We start from the raw sequence: 16,190 nt of genomic DNA, 5'->3' as shown, positions 1-16,190 counted from the left end.
CGACATGGCCGGCCTCTTGCGCGCAATGGGGAAACCTGCGGCCTCCCCTGCCGGATGGACGATCAGTCGTCGTTGCGATATTCGACGTAGGCGCGGTCACGGATCTGGCGCATCCAGTCCTCGGTGGCTTCCTCGATCTTGCGCTCGCGGATGGCCTGACGGGCAGCCTGGCGGGCACGTTCCTTGGAGGCGTCGTCAGTCTTGCGCTCGACCACCTGGATCAGGTGATAGCCGAACGGGGTTTCGATGGGCTCGCTGACTTCACCCGGCTTCAACTTGTCCATGGCACGCTCGAACTCGGGCACGGTATCGCCCGGGTAGATCCAGCCGAGGTCGCCCCCCTTGGAGGCGGACAGGTCGTTGGAATACAGCTTGGCCAGTTCTTCGAAGGTGGCCGAACCGTGGTCCAGACGTTCCTTCAGTTCGGTCAGCTTGCGCTTGGCTTCGGCAGCCGTCACCACCTGGTTGACCTTGATGAGGATATGACGCACATGGGTCTTCTGCACTGCCGGGGCGGCAGCCTGGGTGGCGCCGGCAGCGCGACGGCCGACCAGCTTGAGGATGTGGAAACCGTTACCGCTCTTGAGCAGGCCGCTGACCTGGCCATCCTGCAACTTGGACACGCCATCCAGGAACAGCTGCGGCAGGCGGTCGGCCGGACGCCAGCCGAGGTCGCCACCGGAAAGGGCATCGGACGCATCGGAATAGGCGGCCGCGGTCTTGGCGAAGTCGGCGCCGGTCTTCAACTGGCGCAGCACGTCTTCGGCGCGTTCGCGGCGGGCGGACAACTGCTCGGGGGTGGCGTTCTCTGGCACACGGATCAGGATCTGGGCGATGTCCAGTTCCTGGCGTTGACCACCGGCATTGGCTTCGGCGGCGAGGTAGTTGTCGATCTCGGATTCGGTGACCACCACCTTGTTGTCCACTTCACGCTCGCGCAGGCGCTGGCTCAGGATTTCACGGCGGATCTCTTCACGGAAGCTGGCGTAGTTCATGCCCTCAGCTTCCAGGCGGGTGCGGAATTCCGGCATGGACAACTTGTTCTGCTCGGCGATGCGCTGCATGGCGCGGTCCAGCATGGCGTCGTCGACCACGATGCCGCTTTCCTTGGCCATCTGCGCCTGGGCGCGTTCGACGATCATGCGTTCGACCAGCTGGCGCACCAGCTGCGCTCGCGGCGGCAATTGCACGTTCTGCGCAGCCATGCGCTTTTCCACGCTGGCCAGGCGCTCGGCGACTTCCTGGCGGGTGATGACTTCGTTGTTGACCACCACCAGGATGGAATCCACCGGACGCGGTTCCACACGTGCCCGGGTCGCCGCCGGCGCCGGCGCCGGGGCAGCGGGCGCGGCCACCGGGGTGGCCGGCTTGCTGGCGGCAGCCTTGGGCGCGCTCTTGGCCGGTGCTGCCGGTGCGCTGCCGGTGGTTTCGGTCGGCGTCACCGGGATGATGGTGGTGGCGAACTGCGCATGCGCATTGCTGATCACGCCCAGCATGCACAGCAGCACGGTCACTGTTTTGGTTGTTGCGAGGAGTGGTGTACGCATATTACGCATGGACTAATCGTTGGTTCGGAAAAGGTTAGAAGTTGTTGCCGGTCATGGTGTCCGGCAGGTTCACGTTCTGGTAACCGGGCACGCTGCTCTTGATGGCCTCCATCGGGTTGGAACCGATCTTGGAGAAGCCGTTCAGTTCAAGCTGGATGAAGAAGCCCGTCGACGCCTTGGTGGACGAGGTCGGGATGCGTTGCGCCACCACCCGGAAGACCCAGCAATCGGCCTTGTATTCGAAGCCTGCCAGACCTTCTGCCACGGTGCGGTCGGGGATCGAATAGTTCAGGCGACCCACGGCATAGATACGCTGGGTGATCGGCCACTGTCCGGACACATCGACCTGCCTGAGCGGATCGAGCACGCCCGTGTAGGGGTTGATGTAGGTGCGGTCCAGCCGGTATTGCAGGTTCAGCACGCGCTTGGGCGCCGGCTGCCAGCGGATGCCGAAGGTCGAACGCACCATCTGGCGCAGCGTCTCGCTGTACTGCACCGTGTTGTCGGTGGAGAACTCGCGCGTGATCTGGCCGCCCAGCGACAGCAGCAGGTCGGACTTGCTGCCCAGCGTGGTAGTGGTGGTCCCGGTGATATCGACCTTGGGGTCGACAAAGTAATAGCGTTGTCCCACGGCTGCGCGCAGGCGTTCCAGGCCATTTTCCTCGATCAGGCGCGAGGTCACGGCGGCCGTGAGCTGGTTGGCGTCGCTGATGCGGTCGTGGCCGACGAAGCGGTTCTCGGTGAAGATCTGCGCGAAGTTGAAATCGGACAGGCCGGAATCGAACACCGGGAACTGCGACTGGTCGCGATAAGGCGTGCGCACGTAGAACAGGCGCGGCTCCAGCGTCTGGGTCATGCTGCGACCGAGCAGGTTGGACTCACGTTCGAAGATCATGCCCGAGTCCAGCGACAGGGTCGGCAAGGTCCGGCTGAAACTGGTCGGCTGGCCCGCCGTGACGTTGGTGAGGTTGTAGCTGGTGGCATCCAGGATCACCTTGGGGGTGATGAAGTAACCCGGCCGGATGATGGGATAGGACACCGTCTGCGTGACGTAGGCACGGTCACCGCCCACCAGGTCGCCACTGGCGAAGCGGGTGAAGTCAGCGGTGGTGCTGAAGTCGAAGCCGCCGATATCGTAGCGGTTGCCGTTGAAGGTGATCTGCGGCACGCGATCGTAGGGCTTGGTGATCGGTGCGTCGACGTCCTGCAGCAACTGGTACTTGGACACCAGCCCGGTCACGCTCCAGTAGGTGCTGCTGTAGCTGAGGCTGACGTTGCGCGCCAGCAGGCGCTGCGTACTGCCGGTGATCGAATGCGAGAAGTCCGAGGGATAGTCGTTGTCGGAGGCCTTGTTCAGGTTCCAGGCCAGTTGCAGGCCGGGTGCCAGGGTCTGGTTGTGGATCGAGGACAGCGAATAACGGCCCGTGCCGGTGACGCGGTCCTGGATGCCTTCCACGTTGGTCGAACCGCTGTAGGTTTCGCCCATGTAACGGGTCTCGGCGCCCAGTTGCAGGCCCCGCCGCGCAATGAGCTTGGGCACCAGCGTCAGATCGTAGTTGGGCGCCAGGTTGAAGTAGTACGGTACCGCGATCTCGGCGCCACCGTTGGTGGTCATGCCGATGGTCGGCGGCAGCACGCCTGACTTGCGCTCGCCCGAGAGCGGGAACGACATCCAGGGCGAACCCAGGATGGGGACATCCTTGAAATACAGCAGTCCGCCGTGCATGGTGCCGACGTCACGGCCGCTGTCGAGGTCCATGGTGCTGGCGCGCAGATACCAGTCGGGATCGGGGGCCTCGCAGGTACTGTAGGTACCCTGGGTGACCTTGGCCTCGTCATCGGAGAGGAAATCGATGCGCTCGGCCTTGCCCCGCCCGCCGCTCTTGCCCAGCAGATAAGTCGGGCTGGTGACGTAGCCGGAGCCGGTACCCATGTTCATCTCGGCGCGGTCGCCGGTGTACTGGTCCTGCAGACGACGCATCCAGACGTGGCCGGTGGCCTCGACTTCATCCTGGATGATGCGGTATTCGGCCTTGTCGGCCTTGATGGTGGTCGCCCCCTTGACCAGTTCCACGTCGCGGTCAAGGTTGACCTGGCGGTCGGGACGGCCGGTCATCTGCTCGGCGCTGACGTTGACCGGCGCATCCGCGTCCTGCGCCGGGACCGGCGTGGCCGCAGGCAGCGACATCTGGGCGTGCACCGACAAGGGCAACAGGGCAGAGGCCGAGGCCACCACCATTGCCGAAGAGAACAGACGCGCCAGCCGCCAGTTGACAGTACGTTCAGTGAAAGACTTGGAAAACCGGATCATGAAAAGAGAGGCTAGATACCGTGCAGGCGGATTTTTTGGGTTGAATCCCTTATTATATGGGAACTCAACCACGTCAAACGATTTCCTCAGATAGTTCATGTCTTCACCTGGTTCCACCCCCGATCTCCGCCTGTCCGAACTGCAAGCCTGGCTGGCCACCCTGGCCGATACCCCGGTGCTGTCCGCCACCCTGCGCCCGGCCTCGGCCGACGCCAGCTTCCGCCGCTATTTCCGGGTGGATACACCCGAGGGCGGCAGCGCCATCGTGATGGATGCCCCGCCGCCGCAGGAGGACGTGCGCCCCTTCGTGAAAGTCGCCGGCCTCTTCGGCGAGACCGGGGTGACCGTGCCGAAGGTACTGGCGCAGGATACCGAGCGCGGTTTCCTGCTGCTCTCGGACCTGGGTTCCACGACCTACCTCTCGCAGCTCTCGGCCGACAGCGCGCACGCACTATACATGGATGCGATCGAGGCCCTGGTACTTTTACAAGCGCAAAGCAAGCCCGAAGCCCTGCCCGAATACGACCGTGCCCTGCTGCTGCGGGAGCTGGAGCTGTTTCGCGAGTGGTACATCGGCAAGCACCTGGGCGTGACGCTCACCGACGAGCAGAACGCGGTGCTGGACAAGACCTTCGACGCCATCCTGGCCAACAACCTGGCCCAGCCGCAGGTCTACGTGCACCGCGACTACCATTCGCGCAACCTGATGGTGCTGCCCAAGGGCAACCCCGGCATTCTCGATTTCCAGGATGCAGTCTATGGCCCCATCACCTACGATCTGGTCTCGCTGCTGCGCGATGCCTACATCCAGTGGGATGAAGAGATGGTGCTGGACTGGGCCATCCGCTACTGGGAAAAGGCGCGCCGCGCCGGCCTGCCGGTCACGCCCGACATCGATACCTTCTACCGCGATTTCGAATGGATGGGCCTGCAGCGCCACCTGAAGGTGCTGGGCATCTTCGCCCGCCTGTGGCACCGCGACGGCAAGGATGGCTACCTGAAGGACATCCCGCTGGTGATGGAATACACCCTCAAGACCGCGCGCCGCTACGTGGCCTTCACGCCCCTGGTGCGCCTGATCGAGAAGCTGGAGCAGGAACACGCGCCCAAGTTCGGCTACACCTTCTGAGGCGGCGACCATGAAAGCCATGATCTTCGCAGCCGGGCGCGGCGAGCGCATGCGTCCGCTGACCGATACCTGCCCCAAGCCGCTGCTCAAAGTCCGTGGCCGCCCATTGATCGTCTGGCAGATCCTCTCGCTGGTACGCGCCGGCATCACCGAGATCGTCATCAACCACGCCCACCTGGGCCAGATGATCGAAGACACCCTCGGTGACGGCAGCCGCTTCGGCGCCAGGCTTTTTTATTCACCTGAAACCACGGCCCTGGAAACGGCAGGCGGTATCGCCCAGGCGCGCCACCTGCTGGGTGAAGAAGCTTTCATAGCGGTCTCCGGCGACATCTGGTGCCCGCATTTCGACTACAGCGAACTGCTGACCGTGCTGGAAGACGAAGACCCCTGGGGCAATCCGCTGCCGCAAGACCAGCGCGACATGGCCTGGCTGTACCTGGTCAAGAATCCGCCCTTCCATCCCGAAGGTGACTTTGCACTGAACAACTTCGCCATTGCCAACGAAGGCCAGCCCAAGCTGACCTTTGCCAACATCGGCGTGTATCGCCCGCAGATGTTCGACGGCATCGCCCCCGGTACCCATGCCAAGCTGGGACCGCTGCTGCGCCAGTATGCCGACCAGGGCCGCATCGGCGGCGACGTCTACCGGGGCCAATGGCACAACGTCGGCACCACCGAACAACTGGAAGCACTGAACCTGCCACCGCAAGGAAACCGACCATGAGCTTCGACGCCTCCCCCTTCGCCGCCCGCCGCGCCCGCCTGTTGGCCAGCCTGCAACAAGCCGGGGGGGGCGTGGCCATCATCCCGACCGCGCCCGAGGTGATGCGCAATCGCGATGCCGATTATCCGTATCGCCATGACAGCTATTTCTACTACCTGACCGGCTTTACCGAACCCGAAGCAGTACTGGTGCTGGTGGCCGGCCAGGAAAACCGCAGCATCCTGTTCTGCCGCGACAAGAACCTGGAACGCGAGATCTGGGATGGCTACCGCCACGGCCCGCAGGCCGCGCAGCAAATGTTCGCGCTGGATGCAGCCCACCCCATTGAGGAGCTGGACAAGAACATGCCCGCCCTGCTCTCCGACGCCCGCGCCGTCTATTACGCGCTGGGCCAGGATGAGAAGCGCGATGCCCAGTTGCAGCGCTGGCTGCAAGGCGTGCGCGCCCTGGCACGCAGCGGCGTGTCCGCGCCCGGTGCCGTGGTCGATGTGAGCGTGCTGCTGGACGATATGCGCCTGTTCAAGGATGCCTACGAGATCGACGTCATGAAGCGCGCCGGCATCATCTCCGCCGAAGCCCATTGCCGCGCCATGCGCATCTGCCGCCCCGGCCTGCGCGAATACCATCTCGAAGCCGAACTGCTGCACGAATTCCGTCGCAACGGTTCGCAATATCCGGCCTACGGTTCCATCGTCGCCACCGGTGCCAACAGCTGCGTGCTGCACTATCGCGCGGGCGATGCCGAAATCAAGGACGGTGACCTGGTCTTGATCGATGCCGGCTGCGAACTGGACAGCTACGCCTCCGACATCACCCGCACCTTCCCCGCCAATGGCAAGTTCAGCGGTCCGCAGAAGGCGCTCTACGAGATCGTGCTGGCCGCACAAGCCGCCGCCGTCGCCGAGACGGCGCCCGGCAAGCGTTTCATGGATGGCCATGACGCCGCCGTGCGGGTGCTGGCGCAAGGCATGCTCGACACCGGTCTGCTGGACAAGTCCAAGGTCGGCTCGCTGGACGACGTCATCGAAAAAGGCGACTACCGCCAGTTCTACATGCACCGTACCGGTCACTGGCTGGGCATGGACGTGCATGACGTGGGAGATTACCGCGACCCGGCCTCGGCCGACGGCAACAAGCCATGGCGCACGCTGCAACCGGGCATGGTGCTCACCATCGAGCCGGGCATCTACGTGCGTCCGGGCGAAGGCGTGCCGGAGCAGTTCTGGAACATCGGCATCCGCATCGAGGATGACGCCCACGTCACGCCATCGGGCTGCGAACTCTTGACCACGGGCGTGCCCAGCAAGGTCGAGGACATCGAAGCGCTGATGCGCCAGCGCTGAAGCGAGCGCCTGTGCAGACCGCGCATGCGCCGGATCAAGCCCGGCCAGCGCGGCTCCGCTACAATGACGCCTTCTTGAATCTTCTGTAGAAGGCATCTCCCGGCATCATGGAATCCGTCGATTTCGACCTGATCATCTGCGGCGGCGGCCCGGTCGGCCAGAGCGTGGCCGGCCTGCTGGCCCGGCGCCAATTGCCTGCCGAGCGCATCGCCCTGGTAGACATGAAGTCGCCCGAGCAAGCCGCCGCCGACCCGCGCACCATCGCCCTCTCCTACGGCAGCCGCCAGATCCTCGACGAACTGGGCGCCTGGAACGATATCGGCCGCAGCGCCACTGCCATCGAACAGATCCACGTCTCGCGCCGAGGCCACTTCGGGCGCACCCTGCTGGACCGCAAGGATTACCAGCTGCCCGCGCTGGGCTATGTGGCACGCTATGGCCAGGTCAACCGCGCCCTGGCCTCAGCCATCACGCCGCTGGGACTGAGCCTGATGCGCCCGGCCGAAGCGCAAGACATCGCGGAAGACGACGATCACGTCGCCGTCACCCTGAAGGATGGCCGCGTGCTGCGCGCGCAATTGCTGATCCAGGCCGAGGGCGGTGTCTTCGGCGAGCAGCAGCAAAAGACTTTGCAGCGCGATTACCAGCAGTTGGGCATCATCGCCCACGTGCTGGCCGATGGCGTCATCGCCCATCGCGCCTTCGAACGCTTCACCGATGAAGGCCCGCTGGCCCTGCTGCCGCAGGACGACGGCTATGCGCTGGTCTGGTGTGTGCGCCCGGCCACCGGCGAGCAATTGATGGCGCTGGACGATGCGGCTTTCCTGGCGGCCTTGCAGCGCACCTTCGGCCAACGGGTCGGCCGCTTCACCCGCATCAGCGCGCGCCATGCCTTCCCGCTTGGCTTGAATGCCCGTCCCGGCCAGAGCCGGCGCGTGGTGGCCATCGGCAATGCCGCGCAAACCCTGCATCCGGTAGCTGGCCAGGGCTTGAACCTGGGCCTGCGCGATGCCCGCGTGCTGGCCGACGTGCTGGCGCGCGAGATTTCTCCCCAAGCCTTGCAGGCGTTCGAGCGCCAACGCGGCCAGGATCGCGGCCTGACCATCCGCCTGACCGACCTGATGGCCCGCATCTTTGCCGGATCGCCCCAGGGCTCGCCTCTGCAGGCCGCCCTGGGCTTGTCCCTGGGCGCCATCGACCTGCTCCCGGCAGCACGCGGGCTGCTGGCGGAACAGATGATGTTCGGTCGCCGATGAGGTGAACAATGCTGCATATGCGCGACGTCCTGTCGTCGCGCAGGCGGTCAGGAAATGCGACAATGCTGACTTGCGGCGCCCGCCGCTCCACTGAGCACTCCATCCAGCAGACACGCATTTGCCATGAAACAAGACCCGCGCTTCAAGAATCTCTTCATCCTCGACCACCCGCTGATCCAGCACAAGCTGACGCACATGCGCGACAAGCGCACCTCCACCCGCACCTTCCGCGACCTGCTGCGCGAGATCACGCTGCTGATGGGCTATGAAATCACGCGCGACCTGCCGCTGACCACCGAGACCATCGAAACCCCGCTGGTAACCTATGAAGCCCCGGTGATCGCCGGCAAGAAGCTGGCCGTGGTGCCGGTGCTGCGCGCGGGCGTGGGCATGAGCGATGGCCTCCTGGAACTGATCCCCTCGGCGCGCGTGGGCCATATCGGCGTCTATCGCGACGAGAACCACAAGCCGGTGGAATACCTGGTGCGGCTGCCCGACCTGCAAGACCGCATCATGATCCTGTGCGACCCGATGGTGGCCACGGGCAACTCGGCCGTCTATGCCGTGGATGCGCTCAAGAAGCGTGGTGTGCCGGCTTCGCACATCGTTTTCGTGGCGCTGGTGGCGGCCCCGGAAGGCGTACAGGTGTTCGCTGATGCGCATCCGGATGTGAAGCTTTACGTCGCTTCTCTGGATTCCCACCTGGATGAGGATGCCTACATCGTCCCAGGACTGGGCGATGCGGGGGATCGCATTTTCGGTACCAAGTAAGCGGCACTCTCCGCCTGGGCGGAAGCAAAGAAAAACGGGCTGCGCAATCACTGCGCAGCCCGTTTTCATTTCTGCTGGAGCAGACCAGACTCAGTCCACCGCCTTGACCATATCCTCGATGACCTTCTTGGCATCGCCAAAGACCATCATGGTCTTGTCCATGTAGAACAGTTCATTGTCCAGGCCGGCATAACCGGCGGCCATGGAGCGTTTGTTCACGATGACGGTCTTGGCCTTGTAGGCTTCCAGGATCGGCATGCCGGCAATGGGTGACTTGGGATCCTTCGCCGCCGGGTTGACCACATCGTTGGCGCCCAGCACCAGCACGACGTCGGCCTGGGCGAATTCGCTGTTGATGTCTTCCATCTCGAACACCTGGTCATACGGCACTTCGGCTTCAGCCAGCAGCACGTTCATGTGGCCGGGCATGCGACCCGCCACCGGGTGGATCGCGTATTTCACGGTCACGCCGTTGTGGGTCAGCTTTTCGGTCAATTCCTTCAGTGCGTGCTGCGCACGTGCCACGGCAAGCCCGTAACCCGGCACGATGATGACGGTTTCTGCATTTCCCATCAGGAACGCTGCATCGTCGGCCGATCCCGACTTGACGTTGCGCTGCTGCTGCGCCCCACCACCGGCGGCGGCCGCTTCACCGCCAAAGCCACCCAGGATCACGTTGAAGAAGGACCGGTTCATCGCCTTGCACATGATGTAGGACAGGATCGCGCCGGACGAACCCACCAGCGAACCGGCGATGATCAGCATGGAGTTGTTCAGCGAGAAGCCGATACCCGCCGCTGCCCAGCCGGAATAGCTGTTCAACATCGAGACCACCACCGGCATGTCCGCCCCGCCAATCGGGATGATGATGAGCACGCCCAGCGCAAAGGCGATGGCGGCCATGATGATGAAGGGCAGCCAGTTTTGCGTCAGCACGAAGATGATGCCGAAGCCGATCATGGCCACCGCCAGCAGCAGGTTCAGGAAATGCTGGCCGGCAAAGTTGACCGGCGCACCCTGGAACAGGCGGAACTTGTACTTCCCCGAGAGCTTGCCAAAGGCGATCACCGAACCCGAGAAGGTGATGGCCCCCACGAAGGTACCGATGAACAGTTCCACCCGGTTGCCCACCGGGATCAGCTGCCCGTGCGCCGAAATGCCCAGCGCCCACGGCTCGGCCACTGCCGCCACCGCGATACAGACCGCCGCCAGACCGATGAGCGAGTGCATCGCCGCCACCAGTTCGGGCATCTTGGTCATCTCCACACTGCGCGCCAGATAGGCGCCGATGCCGCCACCGACGATCACGCCACCGGCCACCAGCAGGTAACCGATGTCGCCGGAAGGATTGCCGCCCTCGCCCTTGAGCTTGACGATCAGCGCCAACGTGGTCAGCACCGCGATGACCATGCCGGCAATGCCGAAGCTGTTGCCACGACGCGCCGTGGCCGGGTGCGAGAGGCCCTTCAAGGCCTGGATGAAACAGATCGATGCGATCAGGTACAGCAGGGTCACCAGGTTCATGCTCATGCTTGTTCTCCCGACTTGGCCTTGGGCTCTTTCTTCTTGAACATTTCCAGCATGCGCTGGGTCACCATGAAGCCGCCGAACACGTTGACCGCCGCCAGCGCCACGGCCAGCGTGCCGGCGATGCGGCCGACCGTGCCTTCAGTGAGGCCCGCCGCCAGCATGGCGCCGATGATGATGATGGCCGAGATGGCATTGGTCACCGCCATCAGGGGCGTGTGCAAGGCCGGGGTCACCGTCCAGACCACGTGGTAGCCGACGTAGATGGCCAGCACGAAGATGATCAGGTTGATGATGGTGTGGCTGACTTCCATGGTGTTCCTCCTTGTGAGGCAGCCCGCCGGTGAAACGGGCCGCATGGTTCTTGTCGAGGGTCAGATTGCCTTGAGGCTGGTGATGCGGTTCTTGTCGTCCACGAAGACCACCTTGGGCTTGTAGGTGGCGACTTCTTCATCGCTCATCGGGGCATAGGTACAGATGATGAGCAGGTCGCCCAGGTGCGCCAGGCGGGCAGCCGCGCCATTGAGTGAAATCTCGCCGCTGCCGCGCTTGCCGCGAATGGCATAGGTGGAGAAACGTTCACCATTGTTGACATTGTAGAGTTCGATCTTCTCGAACTCGCGGATGTCGGCCGCTTCCAGCAGGTCTTCGTCGATCCCGCAGGAACCTTCATAGTTCAGGTCGCACTGGGTGACCGAGGCGCGATGGATCTTGGCGCGCAGCATGATGCGTTGCATGGACTTCTTCCTTCTTGATTCTGAATGTAATGGACTTGAGGGGGGCTAAACGCCCGGGTTTTCTGCCGACCCGGGCCGGCAGATTCATTTGCGCAGGATCTCGCCGCCCTGGCAGAGCAGCGTGGCCGCGACGATATCGTCTTCCTTGTTGATGACCAGCTTGCCCTCGGCGTCGATGATCAGCTTGAGGAAATCCAGCACGTTGCGCGCATACAGCGCCGAGGCGTCGGCTGCCACCAGGGCCGCCAGATTGCCTTCGCCGATGATGTGCACGCCGTGCTTGATGACGGTCTTGCCGGGTTCCGACAGGGGACAGTTGCCGCCCTGGTCGACTGCCATGTCCAGGATCACTGAACCGGGCTTCATGGCCTTGACCGTGTCTTCGCTGATGAGCACCGGTGCCTTGCGGCCGGGGATCAGGGCGGTGGTGATGACGATGTCGGCCTGCTTGGCGCGTTCGTGGACCAGCTCGGCCTGGCGCTTCATCCAGTCCGCAGGCATGGGGCGGGCATAGCCGCCCACGCCCTGGGCAATTTCTTTTTCTTCCTCGGTCAGGAAGGGCACGTCAAGGAATTTGGCGCCCAGCGATTCGATCTGTTCCTTGACCGCCGGACGCACGTCGGAAGCCTCGATCACCGCCCCCAGGCGCTTGGCCGTCGCAATGGCTTGCAGGCCCGCCACCCCGGCGCCCATGATCAACATGCGCGCAGCCTTCACGGTGCCGGCTGCTGTCATCAGCATGGGCATGAAACGCTGATAGGTGTTGGCGGCCATCAGCACGGCCTTGTAGCCGGCAATGTTGGCCTGCGAGGACAGCACGTCCAGCGATTGCGCGCGCGTGGTGCGGGGTGCGGCTTCGAGAGCGAAGGCGGTGAGGCCGGCGGCGGCCATGGCGGCGATGTTGTCGGCATCGAAGGGATTCAACATGCCGATGACCACGGTGCCCGGCTTGAGGCGAGCCCGTTCGGCCTCATTGGGAGCGCGCACCTTGAGCAGGATCTCGGCGGTGTAGACGGCTTCGGCGCTGCCGATGCTGGCACCGACGGCCACATAGGCCTCGTCGGGAATGCTGGACTTCACCCCGGCGCCGGACTCCACCATCACTTCGTGCCGGGCCGCCACCAGTTTCTTGACGGTTTCGGGGGTGGCGGCGACACGGGTTTCTCCGTCCCGGCTTTCGGCGGGGATCGCTATCCTCATTCCTCACTCCTTTTTTTGTGGATTCTTGGCCCAATCTTACACGACTCGCCTTGCCGGGCGAGAAATTGTCCAGCCTGCAAGAAAGCCGCGCGATGCCGCGCCACAGCGGCGCTGGCGCTGAAGAATGGGCCTCGACAGGGTAAAATGAGGGATTCACGAGGTCATCAATGTCTGAAGTCTGGAAACCCTCTGTCACCGTAGCCGCCATCATCGAGCGCGACGGGCGCTTTCTGATGGTGGAAGAACATAGCGCCGGCGGGCTGCGCATCAACCAGCCGGCCGGCCATCTGGAACCGGGCGAATCCCTGATCGAGGCGGCTGTCCGCGAGGCGCTGGAAGAATCGGCGCATGTCTTCACACCCACGGCGTTGGTGGGGACTTATCTTTCGCGTAACGTGTCGTCCTCGCGCGGTGGCCTGTCGGTCACCTACCTGCGCTTTGCCTTTGCGGGAACGGTCGGCGAGGCCCTGGACCGGCCGCTGGACGAGGGCATCGTGCGTGCCGTCTGGATGACACGCGACGAACTGGCGGCCTGCGCCGGACGACATCGCAGCCCATTGGTGTTGCGTTGCGTGGACGATTACCTGGCCGGCCAGCGCGCAGCGCTGGAACTGGTGCATACGGATCCCAGCGCCATCGGCACCCTGCCCGCCTGACGCGGGCGCATCACCTGGCGGACCTCTTTACGGGAGGCCGCATTGAACGGAAACAACATGAGCAAGAAAAGAGTAGTCATCGGCATGTCGGGCGGCGTGGATTCGTCGGTATCGGCATGGCTGCTGAAGGAACAGGGCTATGAAGTCATCGGCCTGTTCATGAAGAACTGGGAAGATGACGACGATTCGGAATACTGCTCCACCCGCGAAGACTGGATCGACGCGGTCAGCGTGGCCGATGTGGTCGGGGTGGATATCGAGGCAGTCAATTTTGCTTCCGAATACAAGGATCGCGTCTTCGCCGAATTCCTGCGCGAATACCAGGCTGGCCGCACGCCCAATCCGGATGTACTGTGCAATGCCGAGATCAAGTTCAAGGCTTTCCTCGATCACGCCATGAAGCTGGGCGCCGACCTGATCGCCACCGGCCACTACGCGCGAGTGCGCCAGGGGCCGCTGGGTGACTTCCAGCTGCTCAAGGCGCTCGACGCCAGCAAGGATCAGAGTTATTTCCTGCATCGCCTGAATCAGGAGCAACTCTCGCGCACCGTCTTCCCCTTGGGCGAGATCCACAAGACCGAAGTGCGCAAGATCGCCGAGCAGTTGCAACTGCCCAATGCGAAGAAGAAGGACTCGACCGGCATCTGCTTCATCGGCGAGCGGCCTTTCCGTGAATTCCTGAACCGTTATCTTTCCTACAAGCCTGGCCCCATCAAGACCGCCGATGGCAAGACCGTGGGTGAACACGTGGGCCTGTCCTTCTATACGCTGGGCCAGCGCAAGGGCATCGGCATCGGCGGCCTGAAGGCGCACCAGAACGCCGATGGCCATGGCGATGCCTGGTACGTGGCGCGCAAGGATGTGGACAACAACACCCTCTATATCGTCCAGGGACATGAGCATCCCTGGCTGCTCTCGCCGACGCTGTCGGCCGGACAGATCAGCTGGGTGGCCGGCCACGCGCCGCAACTGCCGGCACTGTCGGCCAAGACGCGCTACCGCCAGGCTGACGTACCCTGTGGCTTTGCCGACGCCGGCAGCAGCTTCTCGCTGGCCTTCGACACGCCGCAATGGGCGGTCACCCCGGGACAGTCGGCAGTGCTGTACGACGGCGACGTCTGTCTGGGTGGCGGCATCATCGAAAGCGCTGCCCTGCCGGACTGATCTTTCATCAAGGCAATTCTTGAACGCCCCGTGCGCGAACTTCGCGGCGGGGCGTTTTCTTTTGGGCAAGCTTGACAGCCTTGTTAGCCTTGAAGTGTTTCCCGCAAGACCCTAAATGATAAAAATTATCAATCAGGGCGATAAAAGGACTTGCAATCCCGCCGCAAATCGCAAATAATCTAAATAAGAATTGTTCGCATTTAATAGGAGGTGATTGTAATGAGCCAACTGAACGACAACAGCATGGACCGTCGCAACAAGCCGGGCACGACCGCCAACGGGACTCCGATCACACGCATCAAGAGCACGGACCTGTTCCGTCAGATGCGCGAACTGGAGATCGATCATGGCGGTCGCATCTACAAGCTGCGGCTGACGCAGTTGAACAAGCTGATCCTGACGGCGTAAGCCGGCAGCATCAAGACCAGGTGGATCCATAAACAGGCCAGCCAGTGTCGTCCGTCATGACGCACCGCCAGCCAAGCTAGCCCAGCGAGGAGAGTTTGATGGTCAACGAGAACATGACGTCCACATTCGTGGAACCGAGCAACGCACCGGCCCAGCCTGAACTTCTGGTGTCCGCCGTGCTGCATCTGATGTCGCACTACACCGCCAACAACAGCCAGGAAACGCAGAGCTGCGTGAAGCTGGCTTCGGTGATCGAAAGACACCTGAAGGCGCTGGCGGATTTGCCCAATCTGGCACCGGTGCTGCGGGCGACCTGCCAGCAGTTGTCGGAACAGTGGGCGCATGTGGTGGAACGGACGATGCCGCCGCAGGAAAAATTCAACTTCTTCTCGCGCATGGTTGCAGGAGCGAGATCCTAGCCATCGTCAAGACAAGAGCCTGATGAAGCAGGCAGCAAGGCGTAAAATGATCGTATGTGTTTGTAACAACATCTCTGAAGGCAAGATCCATCAGGCGGTCGACGCAGGCATGACCTCCATGGCCGAGCTGCGCAAGCAGCTTGGCGTGGGGACTTGCTGCGGCAAATGCCATTCCTGCGCCAAGAACGTCCTGCGCGAATGCCTCAGCAGTTCCCGTCAAACACAGCAAGGTGCGCGTCCGATGGTGTTCCATCCCTCGCTGGTCGCCGCCTGATTCAGATCAATGAACGCCATTTCACCGTCTCTCATGAGTATCAGCCCACCCAGCGCCCTGATGCGCCAGGCACGCAAGATCGGCCCCCTGGGCCTGATCATCCTGTTGCACATCGCCTTTTTCTGGGCGCTGCAAAGCGGCCTGGTCCACCAGGTTGCCAGCGCCGTCCCCAAGGAAGTGATCGCCACCTTCATCGTCCCCGAGAAGGCGCCCGAACCCGCGCCGCCCAAGGCCGAGCCGGCCCCGCCCAAACCGGTGAAGATCGTCAAGAAGGTCGTGACCCCGCCCAAACCGATCCCGGTGACCGAAACCCCGGCCCCGACCGCCATCACCGCACCGCCCCAGCCGCCGCAACCGGCTGCGCCCGCGCCGCAGGTGGCCGCCGAACCGACCCCGGCCCCGGCCGCCCCACCCGGCCCGGTACTGCCCAAGCAGATCACCTCCGGCATCGAATACATCGAGAAGCCCAACCCGACCTATCCCAGCGTCTCGCGCCGCATGGGTGAAGAAGGCGTAGTGGAGTTCCGCGTGACGGTCAACACCAGCGGTCGTGCCGAAAAGGTCGAGATCACCAAGTCTTCCGGTTATTCGCGCCTGGATGATGCTGCCCGCAACGCCATCATGCGTGCCGTCTTCAAGCCGTACATCGAAAACGGCCGTGCGATCACCGTCAGCACGGTCGGCAGCCTGGCCTTCCGCCTGAACTGAGCAAAGCATCTGG

Annotated in this window: 17 protein-coding genes; 11 read left to right on the top strand and 6 right to left on the bottom strand. The window is 63.3% G+C overall.

The features are described 5' to 3' along the window. Positions 1-62: 62 nt before the first annotated feature. The gene (locus tag ACODSZ_RS08940) at positions 63-1,556 is read right to left on the bottom strand and encodes a peptidylprolyl isomerase (protein WP_175342656.1); all 1,494 of its coding nucleotides are present in this window, start codon (positions 1,554-1,556) and stop codon (positions 63-65) included. Positions 1,557-1,581: 25 nt separating this feature from the next. After that, positions 1,582-3,858, bottom strand: coding sequence for an LPS-assembly protein LptD (locus ACODSZ_RS08935; RefSeq protein ID WP_175342655.1), 2,277 nt, complete (start codon positions 3,856-3,858; stop codon positions 1,582-1,584). 97 nt (positions 3,859-3,955) lie between these two features. Here ACODSZ_RS08935 and ACODSZ_RS08930 point away from each other — a divergent pair, with 97 nt between their 5' ends. From ACODSZ_RS08930 to upp, 5 genes are all read left to right on the top strand, one after another. Continuing rightward, entirely contained in the window at positions 3,956-4,987 is a 1,032-nt protein-coding gene (locus ACODSZ_RS08930) for an aminoglycoside phosphotransferase family protein (protein ID WP_008325660.1), read from the top strand. Positions 4,988-4,997: 10 nt separating this feature from the next. After that, positions 4,998-5,714 carry an N-acetylmuramate alpha-1-phosphate uridylyltransferase MurU gene (gene murU, locus ACODSZ_RS08925; protein WP_175342654.1) on the top strand — a complete coding sequence of 239 codons (717 nt, stop codon included), beginning with the start codon at positions 4,998-5,000 and terminating at the stop codon, positions 5,712-5,714. Then, complete coding sequence (pepP, locus tag ACODSZ_RS08920; RefSeq protein ID WP_488927417.1) at positions 5,711-7,057, top strand: Xaa-Pro aminopeptidase; 1,347 nt, start codon at positions 5,711-5,713, stop codon at positions 7,055-7,057. The genes murU and pepP overlap by 4 nt, the downstream gene beginning before the upstream one ends. 107 nt (positions 7,058-7,164) lie before the next feature. After that, positions 7,165-8,313: an FAD-dependent monooxygenase gene (locus ACODSZ_RS08915; RefSeq protein WP_488927416.1), complete on the top strand. Its 1,149-nt coding sequence runs from the start codon at positions 7,165-7,167 to the stop codon at positions 8,311-8,313. Positions 8,314-8,436: 123 nt separating this feature from the next. Beyond that, complete coding sequence (gene upp / locus ACODSZ_RS08910; protein WP_175342651.1) at positions 8,437-9,084, top strand: uracil phosphoribosyltransferase; 648 nt, start codon at positions 8,437-8,439, stop codon at positions 9,082-9,084. Positions 9,085-9,174: 90 nt separating this feature from the next. On the opposite strand, the gene ACODSZ_RS08905 is transcribed toward upp, so the two are convergent. The 4 genes from ACODSZ_RS08905 to ACODSZ_RS08890 all read right to left on the bottom strand — a co-directional run bounded on the left by ACODSZ_RS08905 (position 9,175) and on the right by ACODSZ_RS08890 (position 12,548). After that, positions 9,175-10,614 carry an NAD(P)(+) transhydrogenase (Re/Si-specific) subunit beta gene (locus tag ACODSZ_RS08905; protein ID WP_309985369.1) on the bottom strand — a complete coding sequence of 480 codons (1,440 nt, stop codon included), beginning with the start codon at positions 10,612-10,614 and terminating at the stop codon, positions 9,175-9,177. Further along, the gene (locus tag ACODSZ_RS08900) at positions 10,611-10,925 is read right to left on the bottom strand and encodes an NAD(P) transhydrogenase subunit alpha part 2 (RefSeq protein WP_006461707.1); all 315 of its coding nucleotides are present in this window, start codon (positions 10,923-10,925) and stop codon (positions 10,611-10,613) included. Before ACODSZ_RS08900 ends, ACODSZ_RS08905 begins: the two co-directional genes overlap by 4 nt. A gap of 60 nt (positions 10,926-10,985) precedes the next feature. Next, on the bottom strand, positions 10,986-11,348 hold the full coding sequence (gene panD, locus ACODSZ_RS08895) for an aspartate 1-decarboxylase (protein WP_006461708.1): 363 nt from the start codon (positions 11,346-11,348) through the stop codon (positions 10,986-10,988). A gap of 84 nt (positions 11,349-11,432) precedes the next feature. Continuing rightward, positions 11,433-12,548, bottom strand: coding sequence for a Re/Si-specific NAD(P)(+) transhydrogenase subunit alpha (locus ACODSZ_RS08890; RefSeq protein ID WP_175342649.1), 1,116 nt, complete (start codon positions 12,546-12,548; stop codon positions 11,433-11,435). 167 nt (positions 12,549-12,715) lie between these two features. Here ACODSZ_RS08890 and ACODSZ_RS08885 point away from each other — a divergent pair, with 167 nt between their 5' ends. The 6 genes from ACODSZ_RS08885 to ACODSZ_RS08860 all read left to right on the top strand — a co-directional run bounded on the left by ACODSZ_RS08885 (position 12,716) and on the right by ACODSZ_RS08860 (position 16,177). Next, positions 12,716-13,204: an NUDIX hydrolase gene (locus ACODSZ_RS08885; RefSeq protein ID WP_008325648.1), complete on the top strand. Its 489-nt coding sequence runs from the start codon at positions 12,716-12,718 to the stop codon at positions 13,202-13,204. A 57-nt stretch (positions 13,205-13,261) separates the two neighbouring features. Next, positions 13,262-14,368: a tRNA 2-thiouridine(34) synthase MnmA gene (gene mnmA / locus ACODSZ_RS08880; RefSeq protein ID WP_488927415.1), complete on the top strand. Its 1,107-nt coding sequence runs from the start codon at positions 13,262-13,264 to the stop codon at positions 14,366-14,368. Positions 14,369-14,587: 219 nt separating this feature from the next. After that, positions 14,588-14,776, top strand: a complete 189-nt coding sequence (hemP, locus tag ACODSZ_RS08875) for a hemin uptake protein HemP (protein ID WP_008325641.1) — start codon at positions 14,588-14,590, stop codon at positions 14,774-14,776. Between the two features lie 98 nt (positions 14,777-14,874). Then, positions 14,875-15,195, top strand: a complete 321-nt coding sequence (locus ACODSZ_RS08870; RefSeq protein WP_008325640.1) for a hypothetical protein — start codon at positions 14,875-14,877, stop codon at positions 15,193-15,195. 46 nt (positions 15,196-15,241) lie between these two features. Beyond that, entirely contained in the window at positions 15,242-15,469 is a 228-nt protein-coding gene (locus ACODSZ_RS08865) for a (2Fe-2S)-binding protein (protein WP_008325638.1), read from the top strand. A 9-nt stretch (positions 15,470-15,478) separates the two neighbouring features. Next, positions 15,479-16,177, top strand: coding sequence for an energy transducer TonB (locus tag ACODSZ_RS08860; protein ID WP_008325637.1), 699 nt, complete (start codon positions 15,479-15,481; stop codon positions 16,175-16,177). Positions 16,178-16,190: the final 13 nt, after the last annotated feature.

It is taken from the genome of Herbaspirillum sp. FG34 (assembly GCF_057809315.1).
This window is presented reverse-complemented; position numbering and strand designations above follow the sequence as displayed.

Bases quoted from the DNA above. Each gene is read 5' to 3' on its own strand.
- upp (WP_175342651.1), top strand. From the start codon at position 8,437: ATGAAACAAGACCCGCGCTTCAAGAATCTCTTCATCCTCGACCACCCG.
- ACODSZ_RS08930 (WP_008325660.1), top strand. From the start codon at position 3,956: ATGTCTTCACCTGGTTCCACCCCCGATCTCCGCCTGTCCGAACTGCAA.
- ACODSZ_RS08890 (WP_175342649.1), bottom strand. From the start codon at position 12,548: ATGAGGATAGCGATCCCCGCCGAAAGCCGGGACGGAGAAACCCGTGTC.
- pepP (WP_488927417.1), top strand. From the start codon at position 5,711: ATGAGCTTCGACGCCTCCCCCTTCGCCGCCCGCCGCGCCCGCCTGTTG.
- ACODSZ_RS08885 (WP_008325648.1), top strand. From the start codon at position 12,716: ATGTCTGAAGTCTGGAAACCCTCTGTCACCGTAGCCGCCATCATCGAG.
- ACODSZ_RS08915 (WP_488927416.1), top strand. From the start codon at position 7,165: ATGGAATCCGTCGATTTCGACCTGATCATCTGCGGCGGCGGCCCGGTC.
- ACODSZ_RS08860 (WP_008325637.1), top strand. From the start codon at position 15,479: ATGAACGCCATTTCACCGTCTCTCATGAGTATCAGCCCACCCAGCGCC.
- panD (WP_006461708.1), bottom strand. From the start codon at position 11,348: ATGCAACGCATCATGCTGCGCGCCAAGATCCATCGCGCCTCGGTCACC.
- ACODSZ_RS08865 (WP_008325638.1), top strand. From the start codon at position 15,242: ATGATCGTATGTGTTTGTAACAACATCTCTGAAGGCAAGATCCATCAG.
- ACODSZ_RS08940 (WP_175342656.1), bottom strand. From the start codon at position 1,556: ATGCGTAATATGCGTACACCACTCCTCGCAACAACCAAAACAGTGACC.
- ACODSZ_RS08905 (WP_309985369.1), bottom strand. From the start codon at position 10,614: ATGAGCATGAACCTGGTGACCCTGCTGTACCTGATCGCATCGATCTGT.
- ACODSZ_RS08935 (WP_175342655.1), bottom strand. From the start codon at position 3,858: ATGATCCGGTTTTCCAAGTCTTTCACTGAACGTACTGTCAACTGGCGG.
- ACODSZ_RS08900 (WP_006461707.1), bottom strand. From the start codon at position 10,925: ATGGAAGTCAGCCACACCATCATCAACCTGATCATCTTCGTGCTGGCC.
- mnmA (WP_488927415.1), top strand. From the start codon at position 13,262: ATGAGCAAGAAAAGAGTAGTCATCGGCATGTCGGGCGGCGTGGATTCG.
- ACODSZ_RS08870 (WP_008325640.1), top strand. From the start codon at position 14,875: ATGGTCAACGAGAACATGACGTCCACATTCGTGGAACCGAGCAACGCA.
- hemP (WP_008325641.1), top strand. From the start codon at position 14,588: ATGAGCCAACTGAACGACAACAGCATGGACCGTCGCAACAAGCCGGGC.
- murU (WP_175342654.1), top strand. From the start codon at position 4,998: ATGAAAGCCATGATCTTCGCAGCCGGGCGCGGCGAGCGCATGCGTCCG.